At 42.4% G+C, this 11964-nt stretch carries 10 protein-coding genes; 7 read left to right on the top strand and 3 right to left on the bottom strand.

Annotated elements, in window-relative coordinates; genetic code table 11:
• Positions 1-10: 10 nt before the first annotated feature.
• From nirD to mobA, 3 genes are all read left to right on the top strand, one after another.
• Positions 11-1630 (top strand): nitrite reductase small subunit NirD, encoded by a 1620-nt coding sequence (gene nirD, locus FPL17_RS06305; RefSeq protein ID WP_159884008.1) that lies wholly within the window; start codon positions 11-13, stop codon positions 1628-1630.
• A 183-nt stretch (positions 1631-1813) separates the two neighbouring features.
• The gene (locus FPL17_RS06300; RefSeq protein WP_159884007.1) at positions 1814-4594 is read left to right on the top strand and encodes a nitrate reductase; all 2781 of its coding nucleotides are present in this window, start codon (positions 1814-1816) and stop codon (positions 4592-4594) included.
• Entirely contained in the window at positions 4591-5202 is a 612-nt protein-coding gene (gene mobA, locus FPL17_RS06295; RefSeq protein ID WP_159884005.1) for a molybdenum cofactor guanylyltransferase, read from the top strand. The genes FPL17_RS06300 and mobA overlap by 4 nt, the downstream gene beginning before the upstream one ends.
• A gap of 19 nt (positions 5203-5221) precedes the next feature.
• Here the strand turns inward: mobA and FPL17_RS06290 are convergent, their stop codons facing one another.
• The 3 genes from FPL17_RS06290 to FPL17_RS19065 form a co-directional block, all read right to left on the bottom strand.
• Positions 5222-5566 carry a hypothetical protein gene (locus FPL17_RS06290; protein ID WP_159884003.1) on the bottom strand — a complete coding sequence of 115 codons (345 nt, stop codon included), beginning with the start codon at positions 5564-5566 and terminating at the stop codon, positions 5222-5224.
• A gap of 952 nt (positions 5567-6518) precedes the next feature.
• Entirely contained in the window at positions 6519-7664 is a 1146-nt protein-coding gene (locus FPL17_RS06285) for a YbfB/YjiJ family MFS transporter (protein ID WP_159884001.1), read from the bottom strand.
• A 19-nt stretch (positions 7665-7683) separates the two neighbouring features.
• Entirely contained in the window at positions 7684-7809 is a 126-nt protein-coding gene (locus FPL17_RS19065; RefSeq protein ID WP_266095743.1) for a hypothetical protein, read from the bottom strand.
• A 102-nt stretch (positions 7810-7911) separates the two neighbouring features.
• Here FPL17_RS19065 and FPL17_RS06280 point away from each other — a divergent pair, with 102 nt between their 5' ends.
• The 4 genes from FPL17_RS06280 (at position 7912) to FPL17_RS06265 (ending at position 11925) form a co-directional block, all read left to right on the top strand.
• Positions 7912-8820 carry a LysR family transcriptional regulator gene (locus tag FPL17_RS06280; protein WP_159883999.1) on the top strand — a complete coding sequence of 303 codons (909 nt, stop codon included), beginning with the start codon at positions 7912-7914 and terminating at the stop codon, positions 8818-8820.
• A gap of 145 nt (positions 8821-8965) precedes the next feature.
• Positions 8966-9952, top strand: coding sequence for a quinone oxidoreductase family protein (locus FPL17_RS06275; RefSeq protein ID WP_159883997.1), 987 nt, complete (start codon positions 8966-8968; stop codon positions 9950-9952).
• A gap of 11 nt (positions 9953-9963) precedes the next feature.
• Complete coding sequence (locus FPL17_RS06270) at positions 9964-10812, top strand: TauD/TfdA dioxygenase family protein (protein WP_159883996.1); 849 nt, start codon at positions 9964-9966, stop codon at positions 10810-10812.
• 60 nt (positions 10813-10872) lie between these two features.
• On the top strand, positions 10873-11925 hold the full coding sequence (locus tag FPL17_RS06265) for a beta-keto acid cleavage family enzyme (protein ID WP_159883994.1): 1053 nt from the start codon (positions 10873-10875) through the stop codon (positions 11923-11925).
• Positions 11926-11964 lie beyond the last annotated feature (39 nt).

Below are 11964 nucleotides of genomic sequence, written 5' to 3'. Positions count from 1 at the left end.
GAGAACTCAAATGACCAGTTTAAAGAACATCGATATGCTGCCAGAAAATCAATGGGTCGAGGTGTGTGCTTTGGAAGACATCACACCAAATACGGGTGTGGGCGCACTGATCGAAGGTCAATCCGTTGCACTGTTTCGTGTCGGTTATGAAAAGCGGATCTATGCCTTAAGTAATAAAGATCCATTCAGCCAAGCCAATGTGATGTGTCGCGGCATCATTGGCGATTTACAAGGTGAGCGCGTGATCGCATCGCCGATTTATAAACAGCATTTTAGTTTAGCGACGGGTCGTTGTTTGGAAGATAAAGATCAAAAGCTCTTGGTTTTTCCAACCAAAATTGAAAATGGTCGGGTGTGGGTCGGGTCTGTTCCGCAAAAGACTTATATTACCAACAATGGCGCTGCGCAAGAAAAGCTGAAACTGGTGCTGATTGGCAATGGTCTGGCGGGGATGCGTTGTCTTGAGGACTTACTGGATATGGCCCCAGATCGTTATGACGTCACCGTAATCGGAGAGGAGCCATGGGGCAATTACAACCGAATCATGTTGTCGCCAGTACTTTCAGGTGAAAAAACCATTGATGACATCATGTTGCATCCACATGCGTGGTATCGCGATAAAGGGATTCAATTTATTGCTGATGATCCTGCGATCAAGATTGATCGTACCCGTAAAGTGGTGCATACCGAGAAAGGCGAAAGTGTTGATTATGATCGATTGATCATCGCAACAGGCTCATCACCATTTATTCCACCTGTTCAAGGTGTAGATCTAAAAGGTGTGATCAGCTTCCGTGATATTTATGATGTAAACACCATGATCAAATATTGCGAAACCAAAAAGAATGCGGTGGTGATTGGTGGCGGTTTGTTGGGTTTGGAAGCGGCCTACGGACTGAAACAACGTGGTATGAATGTCACGGTTCTGCACCTGATGGATCGAATTATGGAGCGTCAGTTGGATGGACGTGCCAGCCGCATGTTGCGTCATAGTATCGAACAAAAGGGGATCAATATTATTACCGAGGCCAATACTGAAGCGTTGATTGGCGAAGAGGGGCATGTCAGTCAAGTCCGTCTTAAAGATGGAACGGTACTGGACGCGGATTTAGTGATTTTTGCGGTCGGGATTCGCCCAAATATTGCTTTAGCTCAAAGTGCTGGACTGCGTTGTAACCGAGGTATTTTAGTTAATGACACCATGCAAACTTTTGATCCAAGTATCTATGCGGTTGGTGAATGCATCGAACATCGTAATCAAACCTTTGGTCTAGTTGAACCACTTTGGGGACAAGCCTTCATCTGTGCAACGCATTTGGCTGAACATGGCAGCTTAACCTTTAAATCACCGACCGTACCAACACAGTTAAAAGTCAGTGGGGTTGATGTATTCTCAGCTGGGAACTTTGAACCAAAAGAAGATTATGAAGACATCATTCTCAATGATGATAAACGTCAGATTTACAAACGTATCATTATCCAGAAAGACAAAGTGATTGGTGCGGTTCTATTTGGTGATACGGAAGATGGGATGTGGTATGCCGAGTTGATTGCAGATCAAACGCCTGTTTCTACTTTTAGAAATAAGCTGTTATTTGGTAAGGATTTTGCAATGAAAAAGGCAGGGTGATGAATCTCCCCCTAACCCCCTCTTTATGAAAGCGGGGGAATGCCACGAATTTAAGCAATGACGATGGTTCGTGGCTTCCTTCCTATATGAAAGAGGGACTGTTTTTCAATTATATTTAAGATATGAATTCGCGCTACTCCTCCCTTGATAAAGGGAGGCTGGGTGGGATTCAAAGGGGCAGTCATGAACAGTATTCAAAATTTAGAACACAGTCGCTCCGATCAAGCAGAAACAATCATTACAAAAACAACATGTCCTTATTGTGGCGTGGGTTGTGGCGTTGATGTTAGTGTCCAACATAAAGCGCATGGTACAACGGTAAAAGTTGCAGGAGATCTGGATCATCCTTCAAACTTTGGACGACTCTGCATTAAAGGCAGTAATTTAGCCGATACTTTAGGCTTGGAAACTCGAGTCTTGCATCCGATGTTTGGCCGTAAAAACCATCGTCAAGTCACGACATGGGATCAGGCGATTGAGAAAATTGCAGACCAGTTTCAAGCCTGTATTGATCAATATGGCGCTGACAGCGTTGCATTTTATGTCTCAGGACAGTTGCTGACTGAAGACTACTATGTGGTGAATAAGTTTGTAAAAGGCTATTTAGGCACTGCCAATATTGATACCAATTCACGCCTATGTATGTCATCTGCGGTTGCTGCGCATAAACGTGCCTTCGGTGAAGATATCGTACCTGCCAGTTATGAAGACTTTGAACATACCGATATGGTGATTCTCGTTGGCTCTAATACAGCATGGTGTCATCCCGTATTGTATCAACGTATCATGCAAGCCAAGAGCAAGAATCCAGATTTATTTGTAGTGGTGGTCGATCCTCGTTTTACCAGTACCTGCGAGCAAGCGGATTTACATTTGCCGATCTTACCCGGTCAGGATGTGGCTTTATTTAATGGTCTGTTTCAGTATCTTTACCATCATGATTATATCGACCATCATTTTGTAGAGACCTATACCGAAGGTTTAGCAGCACTGTTAGCTGCGAGTGAAAGCGAGCAAGATTTTAATACTTTGGTGAAACGTACAGGAATTTCTGCAGAAAAATTACAACTGTTTTTTGATAAGTTTGCTCAAACAGAAAAAGTAATCACCTTGTTTTCGATGGGGGTTAATCAATCCTCTCAAGGTGTAAATAAAGCCAATAGTATTATCAACTGCCATTTACTCACTGGAAAAATTGGCAAATTAGGTGCAGCACCATTTTCAATGACGGGTCAACCCAATGCCATGGGCGGTCGTGAGGTGGGTGGATTGGCCAATATGCTGGCAGCACATCTGGATTTAGATAATCCGTCACATCAACATCTGGTGCAAAGCTTTTGGAACAGTCCTGTGATTGCCAAGCAAGCAGGTTTAAAAGCAGTTGATTTATTCCAAGCGGTGGAAAGCGGCAAAATCAAAGCCATCTGGATTATGGCAACCAATCCTGTAGTGAGTTTGCCCGATGCAGATCAAGTCAAACGCGCCTTGGAAAAATGTGAATTTGTGGTGGTTTCTGATATTTGTGCGGATACTGATACCACAGCCTATGCAGATGTGTTGTTGCCTGCATTAGGTTGGGGAGAGAAAGATGGTACGGTCACCAATTCTGAACGCCGTATTTCACGGCAACGTGCCTTTTTAAATTCGCCAAAGCAAGCCAAAGCGGATTGGTGGGCGGTGGCAGAGGTTGCAAAAAAACTCGGCTTTACTGGTTTTGATTTTAATCATGCCTGTGATATTTTTAATGAACACGCGGCTTTATCGGCCTATCAAAATGCCAGTATTGATCAACGTGATCATGTTGAAAATTTCCGTTATTTCAATTTAAAAGGGCTAATGAATTTAAGTCTGGATGAATATAACCATTTACGCCCAACTCAATGGCCTGTGTGGGAGAAAGGGCAAAGTATTGCTGTTGAACGGTTATTTGATCGTGGCAGTTTTAGCCATAAAAACAAAAAAGCCAAGCTGATTCCTACCATTGCCATTGATCCAGTGCATGCCATCTCTGAAGATTATCCATTGGTGTTGAATACAGGACGTATCCGTGATCAATGGCATACCATGACTCGTACGGGTTTATCGGCAAACCTCACCACGCATCGTGCTGAACCATTTTGTGAGATTCATCCGAATGATGCATTAAAATTTGGTATCCGTGATAAAGCTTTGGTGGAAGTCCGCTCACAATGGGGGCGTTGTATATTGCGTGTGACGCTGGCACAAGGTGTGCGTCGTGGCCAAATCTTTGCACCGATTCACTGGACTGAGCAAGTCGCTTCTGATGCGCGGATTGGTAAAGTGGTTAATCCAGTGGTGGATGCGATCTCAGGCGAACCTGAATTTAAACATACACCCGTTGCGATTCAGCCATTCCATACCACTTGGCAAGGCGTGCTTTATGTACGTGAAGGCTTTGAACATCATATCAAAACATCTTTACAAAGTTGTGCATGGTGGACCAAGATCAAAACCGCAAAAGCGATGCGTTATGAAATTGCCGATCGTCATAGTATTGATGAGACCCAAAAGAATCTGAAAAGCTTCCTGCCTTTTGTCGATGAAACCTATGAATGGTTAAGTCTTGAAGATATTTCATCACAGCTCAGCCATAGTGTAATTTTAAAAGATGGTATCCTGATTGCCAGTTTATATATTGCACCTGTCGATTTATTGCCAAATCGCGATTGGGTAGCGAGTCTGTTTAAACGTGAACGACTAAGTGCTTTGCATCGTAAAGCTTTGCTGGCAGGGATGCCAATGTCTGCTGCAAATAACGATGGACCTCTGGTTTGTAGTTGTTTTAAAGTGGGTAAGAATAAAATTATCGAAGCCATCAAAACGCAAAATATCACCCATGAAAAACAAGTCACGGCTTGTTTAAAAGCAGGTGGCAATTGTGGTTCTTGTTTACCTGAGATTCGTGGTCTGATTAAAACCTGTCAATTGGAGGCAGAAGCATGAATACAGAATATCCCGCTACAGATCTAGTGATCTTGGCGGGAGGGCAAGCGCGTCGTATGAACGGGACCAACAAACTGCTACAACAGTTTGATGACCAGATTCAGCTGTCAAAAATATGTGAAAGTTTTAAGGCCCAGGTTCAACACATTTGGGTGAATAGCCACCGTGATAACTCGATCTATAAACAGATTGAACCTGATATTCGATGCTATGCAGATGATCAAAATGGTTTCCTTGGCCCGTTGATGGGGATGAAGAGTGCTTGGTCACATCTGCAAGCTGACTATGCTTTATTTATTCCCTGTGATGTGACTTATATTCCTAGTCAGGTTGTGCTTAAACTGCATCGCGCTTTGCAAAAGCAGCCGTTGGCGCAAGTGGCTTATGTCAATATCAATGGTGAAGCTTTATATCCATTTTGTTTACTTAAGCGAGAAAGTTTATCTGTGTTGGAGCAAGCGATTGCTGAGAATAAACTGAGTTTGCGAGATTGTTTTAAACAATTGGATGCACAGGTGGTGGCATTTCAAAAGCAAGGCCTGTTTTGTCATAGTATTAACTCATTAGATGAACTGCAACAATACAAGCAGATGAAGGTTTGTAGATAAGCATTATTCGTATATATTTTTAATTAAAATCTTGAAAAATATATAGAATCTCTTTTTGCCCATCTGTTGCGCAATCAGTTTTTACACGAATAGTTATTGGCTTGTTTGAGATTGCAGCGGATAATACTAATGCATAATATGATTTGGCTAGAGGATTCGTGGCTGAAAACGTATAATATTCGTTTTTTGCGTTTTTTGCGCAAGTATCAGGTCCCTGTAAACGAATAAAGTAGTTATCACCAAAAAGATAAATACGCTGAACTAAACCAATCGCATCTTGATTAGTATTTTGCGCAGCAAAAACATTTGAGATACTTGTTAGAATCAAAAGATTGATTAAGATGATTTTTTTTAATCTTTGCATACTGGTATCCTACTAATATAACGATTGTAACTATTATGGGGAATAATATTCTACATTAAAAAATAAGATCATCGCTACACAAATGATCAAATGGTTTTTATAACTGTTAATACGGCTGAAAAGTACGCTTTTCTAAAAAAAGCGGTTTTAGATGATGGAGCAAGTGATAGCCGAGAAAAAACTGAGTTTGCGAGATTGTTTTAAACAATTGAATGTAGAGAAGACGGAGGTATTTCAAAAGTAAAACCTGTTTTGTCATAGTATTCATTAGATGAACTGCAAAAATACAAGCAGATGAAGGTTTGTAGATAAGCATTATTCGTATATCTTTTAAATTAAGATATTGAAAAATATATAGAATCTCTTTTTGCGCATCTGTTGCGCAATCAGTTTTTACACGAATAGTTATTGGCTTGTTTGAGATTGCAGCGGATAATACTAATGCATAATATGATTTGGCTAGAGGAGTTGGGGCTGAGAAAGAATAATATTCGTTATAGCCATTTGTACTTTTAGCGCATGTGTCTGGGCCTTGCAAACGGATAAAATAGTTGTCACCTGAAAGAATAAATACGTTGAACTAAGCCAGTAGTTGATTGATTAGTATTTTGTGCAGCAAAGATATTTGGAATTCATGTTAAAAAAATGAGGTTTATTACAATAAATTTTTTTAACGAAAGCATTTAAATATTCTAACTCACACTACAATAAGAGAAGTAAGATTTTATACTAAAAATTAGAATATCATTTAAATATATATGATTTATGGATGTTTAAAGTATATTTAACACCCAAATTATTAGTTTTTTACTTCAATTTCTCACATTAAATATAAATATTTATTTTGTGATTTCCTCTGTATCTAACTTTTATAAAATTAGGATAATTCAATGCGGATGAACAACTGAAAATTTCTAGTATATTTGACAAGTATCTAAGTAAAAACAAAAAATTAGGTTGATTTCAGACTAATCACTGCTGCAATTAATAATGCTGTAGCCGCGGTAATCAGTGAGCTATTGAGCGTATGATAGATCGTGAATAGGGCATTCACTACGATTGGGCCGATGATCTGACCTAGGCCATATACCACGGTCATTATGGCAATTAAATTACTTTTGCTTTGACCTGCGATTTGCTGTGCAACTGGCATTGCAATGGTCACTGTTCCCATAAAGGTTGCACCGACCAACAATGCACTGAGCAAATAACACAAAGTTGTTGGCAGAGGGATCGGTAATACAACACCGAAAGCCTGTAAACCTAAATTAGAGGATAAGGCGACTTGTGTGCCGAAGCTGCGGTGGATACGATGCCAGAAAAAACACGAAGGAATCGCACCTAAACCAAAGATTGCCCAGATCTGTGCCGCATCAATATTCGGTAAGGCCTGTTTCACCAATAAAGGTAAATAGGTTGCGGTAATGATGTAGCCAAAACCTGCCAAGGCATAAATCAGAATCAGGGCGTAGGCATGGGGAGCTTTGCGATTTGTGCTTGATATCTCATGAGTTGAAACAGCATTTGGTTGAGCTTGCGATAAACCAAACATTGCAATGCAACCAAGGACTAGACTGGATAGACCGAGTGATAACCAAAGCATTTTGCTGTGCCAACTGAGATGCGTACCGAAAACCAAAAGCTCGGCAGAGAGCGCAATCCCGAGACCAACGCCTGCATACAAGATAGGGGCTTGTTGCGTTTGTTTCTGCTGTTCAAGCAGCCATAATGAAGCAGATACCATGGCAAAAGCACTAAAAACCCCAGCGAAACCCCGAATCAAGATGATCAGGCCAATCGTGTTAATACAACTGAGCAGGATCAGACAAAGTATGGTACCCACAGTGGCAACAATACTACCGAGATAACTCTGCTGGGATTTCATCTTGATCGCAAATAAAGCACCCAACAGATAGCCCGCATAGTTTGCAGAAGCAGCCAAACTGGCATGCTGTAGATTGATGATGCCTTCATCAATCATATGTGGGTAGACAGCAGTAAATGCAAAGCGTCCGAAACCCATGCCAATTGCCATAATCAAGGTGGCACTGATCGCTGATTGCATGGCGTTGTTGCTGTTTTTTGCTAGCTCAGTCATGGCCTGTTCACTCCAACAATTAGTCGCTATGACTCATATGTGCGAGAGGTTGTGCTTTGGCAATAAATTTGTAGTCAAATAAATAAAGTGCATAGCTGAAGAAGCTTAAAATACAGATTAAAAATAACAGCTTAGTACCAGACATTGTTTGAACCATCTTTGGGTGTTGAAATATGAATAAGTATTTAAGCAAGCACTATTAATCATGTAAAATGATTTGAATTGATACAAACTATCTCTAATAGTGATGGTGATGCAGATTAAGTCTTTAGAAATTTTTATGATGGTTGTGAAGTTAAGAAGTTTTTCCGAGGCGGCAAAAACGCTCTATACCGTACAATCCAATGTCACCAGTCATATCAAAAAACTGGAAACAGAATTGAATGTCGAATTGCTACATCGGCAGAATCCAATTCAACCGACCAGAGCTGGGGTGCAGTTGTATGGTTATGCTGAAAAAATGCTGCATCTACAAAAAGAGCTGTTAGACACGTTTTCCCATAGTCAGCTGACAGCCAATTTCTCTTTAGAGATTGGTAGTATGGAAACTACGGCTGCAGTTCGACTGCCATCGTTGTTCCGCGATTTACAACAGCATAGCCCGGATTTTCCTTTTGCGTTATCGACAGCACCCACACGAGATTTAATTGATTTAGTCCATGCATCCAAGCTGGATTGTGCATTTGTAGCACATCATGCACCAATCGACGGGATGTTTAATTTACATGTCTGGACTGAGCAATTGGTACTTATTTCTTCAAAGCATGTGCCTGAACGACTTACAAATGACGATCTGATTCAAAAGAAATTTATTGCTTTTAAGCAAGGCTGTAGTTACCGCAAAGCCATTGATCAGTTTTTATCTGCCCATCATTTACCCGCAGCCAACGTGATTGAAATGGGCAGCCTAGATGGCATTATCAGCTGTGTCAGTTTAGATGTTGGCCTTGCAATTTTGCCGATGAGCTATGTACAGCAATCTCATTTTGCCCAAAGTGTGAAGATTCATCCCATTGACTCGGCTACAGCGCAGATCAATACCTATCTGATTGCACATCGTGATATGAGCACATGGGCAACCAATATGCATCATTTTGTTGAGCATGTGAAAGGTATGAATCAGCAGCTTGAGGAGGAATCCAGCGGCCTTATGTAATCCTATAAAACAATTATGCCGATTGTGTATTTGTCGCCAAAGGTGATGTGCGTGTCGTGTTAAGTAAAGTCGACATTCTCCTGAGTATTGTATTTTTTAGTCATATTGCTTCGGCACTGAATAAAAATACAAGATGGACAGGAAAATGACGTTGAATAAAGCGATACGGTTCTACAGAACAGGGACACCAGAGGTGATGCGTTATGAGGATATCGAAGTCGGCGCACCTGCGGTTGGACAAGTACGTCTACGCCACGTAGCGGTGGGTCTCAATTATGCAGATACCTATTTCCGCGATGGGACTTATCCGATTACATTACCGAATGGAATGGGTGTCGAAGCCTCTGGCATTATCGAAGCGGTGGGTGATGGCGTAACCGATTTTGTGGTGGGTGATCGCGTCACCTATACAGGATTTCTGAATACGCTTGGCGCTTATAGCACCGAACGCCTTATAGCCGCAGATGCATTAATCAAACTCCCTGAAGATATTTCCTGTGAAACTGCGGCTGCAATGACCATGCGTGGTTTAACTGCAGCGTATCTGATGCGTCGTATCTATGACTTTAAAGCAGGCGATCACATTTTATTACATGCAGCCGCAGGTGGTGTGGGGCTGATTGTATCGCAGTGGGCCAAATTGTTGGGCCTAACTGTGATTGGGACCACCTCGACGGATGAAAAAGCAGCCGTCGCACGTGCCTATGGCTGTGATCATGTGATTAATTATAGCCATGAGAATGTGGCTGAACGGGTGCGTGAGTTGACCGATGGTATCGGGGTCAACGTGGTCTTTGATAGTGTGGGTAAAAATACCTTTATGGCCTCATTAGACTCGCTCAAACGCCGTGGCTTATTGGTTTGTGTAGGTACCGCATCAGGGCCAATTCCTGACTTTAACCCTGTGTTACTGGCAATGAAAGGTTCTTTGTTTATCACCCGCCCAGCTTTAGCCGATTATATTGCCGATCCAGAAGAAAAAAGAGCTTTAGCCAAGGAACTGTTTGATCATGTGAGCAGTGGACGCATCAAGATCGAGATCAATCATCGCTATGCACTTGAAGATGCCGTACAAGCACATCGTGATCTGGAAGCACGTAAAACCATAGGTTCATCCATTTTTGTAATTTGAAGGGATTTCTGATGCAAATTGAACAGCTAACTTGCAATATTGGCGCAGAACTGCGTGGTGTCCACTTAGCCGATGCGATTCATGATGACGGGTTATTCGCGGAAATTCGGATGCAATTGCTTAAGCACCGCGTGGTGTTCTTGCGTAATCAGCAGATGACGCGGGCTGAACATGTGGCTTTTGCCGAACGCTTTGGGCCGTTGGAGGATCATCCTGCGGTGGGGAGTCATCCAGATCATCCAGGCTTGGTGCAAATTTATAAACATCCTGACAGTCCGATTGACCGGTATGAAAATGCGTGGCATAGCGATGCCAGCTGGCGCAAAATTCCACCGATGGGATGTGTACTGCGTTGTGTGGAATGTCCACCTGTTGGCGGCGATACCATGTGGACCAATATGGTGATGGCCTATGAAAATCTGCCTGAAGATATCAAGGAAAAGATTGCGCCTTTACGTGCCTATCACAGTATCGAAGCCAGTTTTGGCGCTGCCATGCCTATCGAAAAACGTTTGGCATTGAAGGCACAGTTTCCAGATGCTGAACATCCTGTCGTACGAACACATCCAGAGACAGGTGAGCAGATTCTCTACGTCAATGCATTCACTACCCATTTTAGTAATTACCACACCAAAGACCGCGTACGGTTTGGGCAAGATGCCAATCCAGGTGCAGGAGATCTACTGCGTTACTTAATCACCCAAGCTGCGATTCCTGAATATCAGGTGCGTTGGAGTTGGGAGCCGAATAGCATCGCTATTTGGGATAATCGAAGTACCCAACATTATGCAGTGATGGATTACCCGCCATGCCATCGCAAAATGGAGCGGGCAGGTATCGTCGGTGATGCAACCTATTAAATTCCAAATCCAAGCTTTTTAATTCAATACCGTTTTATAAAATACAAACAGGAGATGCACATGCAATTCTTTGACGATTCTTTGCACCCAGAAAATATGGAAAAAGTGGTCATTACCGTTGCGCCCTATGGCCCAGAGTGGATGCCAGAAGACTTTCCCGAGGATATTCCAGTGACCATGGATGAGCAGATTCAGAAAGCGGTGGAATGCTATGAGGCTGGTGCAACAGTGCTGCATTTGCATGTGCGTGAACTGGATGGTAAGGGTTCTAAACGGTTGTCCAAGTTTAATGAACTGATTGCAGGGGTGCGTGAAGCCGTACCCGAGATGATCATTCAAGTCGGTGGCTCGATCTCCTTTGCACCTGAAAGCGAAGGTGAGGCAGCTTTGTGGCTGAGTGATGATACCCGTCATATGCTGGCTGAATTAACACCAAAACCTGATCAGGTCACGGTCGCAATTAACACCACACAAATGAATATTATGGAGTTGCTCTATCCAGAATATTTGGAAGGCACATCTTTGGCACATCCTGCAATTCAGGAAGCTTATGCTGAAATGACGGTTCCGGCTGGACCTGCGTGGGTTACAGAGCATTTAAAACGTCTTTGCCAAAATAATATTCAACCGCATTTTCAACTGACTGGAATGCATGGCCTAGAGACCCTAGAACGGATGGTACGTAAGGGCCTATACATGGGGCCACTGAATTTGACTTGGATTGGAATTGGCGGCGGATTCGATGGGCCAAATCCATTTAATTTCTTTAATTTTATTCATCGTGTACCAGATGGTTGCACCCTGACTTCGGAGTCATTGCTTAAAAATGTATTGCCATTCAATACCATGTCGATGGCGATGGGTTTTCATGCACGGGTTGGTAATGAAGATACCATTATCGATCATCGTGGTCAGCGCTTCTCATCTGTACAACAAATTCAGCAAACTGTACGTATTGCACATGAATTAGGTCGTGAAGTGGCAACAGGCCCAGAGGCACGAGAAATCTATCGGATTGGTGTGCAATATCAAAGTATTGAAGAAACTTTGCAGGCTAATGGTATGTCACCAAACCGCCAACCAAAACAAAAAGGTGTACCTCAGCGCCATTAAGTCTGAGCAGCAATGGATTGAATGTCACAATAAATGCAG

The sequence above is a fragment of the Acinetobacter dispersus genome, assembly GCF_009884975.1.
Lineage (GTDB): Bacteria > Pseudomonadota > Gammaproteobacteria > Pseudomonadales > Moraxellaceae > Acinetobacter > Acinetobacter dispersus.
This window is presented reverse-complemented; position numbering and strand designations above follow the sequence as displayed.

Excerpts from the sequence above, each read along its gene's own strand:
- FPL17_RS06285 (WP_159884001.1), bottom strand. The coding sequence starts at position 7,664 with ATGACTGAGCTAGCAAAAAACAGCAACAACGCCATGCAATCAGCGATC.
- FPL17_RS19065 (WP_266095743.1), bottom strand. The coding sequence starts at position 7,809 with ATGTCTGGTACTAAGCTGTTATTTTTAATCTGTATTTTAAGCTTCTTC.
- nirD (WP_159884008.1), top strand. The coding sequence starts at position 11 with ATGACCAGTTTAAAGAACATCGATATGCTGCCAGAAAATCAATGGGTC.
- FPL17_RS06280 (WP_159883999.1), top strand. The coding sequence starts at position 7,912 with ATGGTGATGCAGATTAAGTCTTTAGAAATTTTTATGATGGTTGTGAAG.
- FPL17_RS06265 (WP_159883994.1), top strand. The coding sequence starts at position 10,873 with ATGCAATTCTTTGACGATTCTTTGCACCCAGAAAATATGGAAAAAGTG.
- FPL17_RS06270 (WP_159883996.1), top strand. The coding sequence starts at position 9,964 with ATGCAAATTGAACAGCTAACTTGCAATATTGGCGCAGAACTGCGTGGT.
- mobA (WP_159884005.1), top strand. The coding sequence starts at position 4,591 with ATGAATACAGAATATCCCGCTACAGATCTAGTGATCTTGGCGGGAGGG.
- FPL17_RS06300 (WP_159884007.1), top strand. The coding sequence starts at position 1,814 with ATGAACAGTATTCAAAATTTAGAACACAGTCGCTCCGATCAAGCAGAA.
- FPL17_RS06275 (WP_159883997.1), top strand. The coding sequence starts at position 8,966 with ATGACGTTGAATAAAGCGATACGGTTCTACAGAACAGGGACACCAGAG.
- FPL17_RS06290 (WP_159884003.1), bottom strand. The coding sequence starts at position 5,566 with ATGCAAAGATTAAAAAAAATCATCTTAATCAATCTTTTGATTCTAACA.